This window comes from Chromobacterium sp. FG89 (genome assembly GCF_057808735.1).
Genome location: NZ_JBMDIQ010000068.1, coordinates 1 through 936, shown reverse-complemented (window position 1 = coordinate 936; position 936 = coordinate 1). Strand labels below are relative to the sequence as shown.

General features: G+C 51.5%; 1 protein-coding gene. It reads right to left on the bottom strand.

Annotation, left to right across the window (positions count from 1 at the left end):
- Window positions 1-936: hypothetical protein (locus ACODRW_RS24265; protein ID WP_488906915.1), on the bottom strand; the 936-nt coding region annotated here is incomplete at both ends.

The following is a 936-nucleotide window of genomic DNA, read 5'->3' as shown; positions in this document are numbered from 1 at the left end:
CGCTGTCGTTGAGGTTCATCGTGCCCTGGCGGGTGTTGAGCACCTTGCCGGCGGCATCCATGGCGACGTAGCGGAATTCGTACGCTTGGCGCGCCATGCCGGACCAGTCGAGGGCGAACCACCCCTCCATATCCCGGCCGTTACTCTGCATGCGTGGCACTTCGACATACTGCCAACCGGCATTGCTGCCAGCCGGGCGAGTATATAGATACATCCGTGTAGCGGAGGTAGGTTGGGCTTGGAAATGGATTTTTTGTGCATCCACACGGCCACCCAGCCATGTTGCTTTTTTTATATCGACTGCATCAGCTTTTGCAGTTGACATCTCATTATATACATCCCTACTACTTTCAAAACTGGAAATAAAAACATCGCCAGCCTCGGTCTGCTTATAAATTTCAAAACCAACCGAAAATGCATATGCAATATCAAAAAAACCTAAACCAGCAAGAGTAAACTCAACTCCATTCAACTTCTGCATATTAACGTACGCAAAAAACGACTTACCACTTCCTTCAGAAAAACCCTCCCCGCTCCAAACTAGTTCAGGTGGGGTCGAACCAGGAGCATATATCGTTGGTTTTTCTCGTGCTTTCAGGCGAATATGAAACCGCCCACTTCCTAACTCAGGAAACTCTCTATCCAGGTTAAACTTAACTAAGAACCCACCTGCCACTCTTACATTACCAGTGAAAGTATTTTCAATGTAGTAAGGCTTGTCATGCACCCCAAAAAATGAAGCCGACGTAATTGTTACTTTATTTCCACCAACACCTACTCCAACCGCCCCCCCCACCAACGGATTCTTCTCCACCGCCACGCCCGGCGCCTTCGAAGACCCCGCCGTCACCACTCCGCCGCTGCCCTCCTGCGGCACCGCGCTCACCCAGCGCTCCGCCTGCACCAAGGCCTGGTCCCGCGCGTTCACCATCTTCG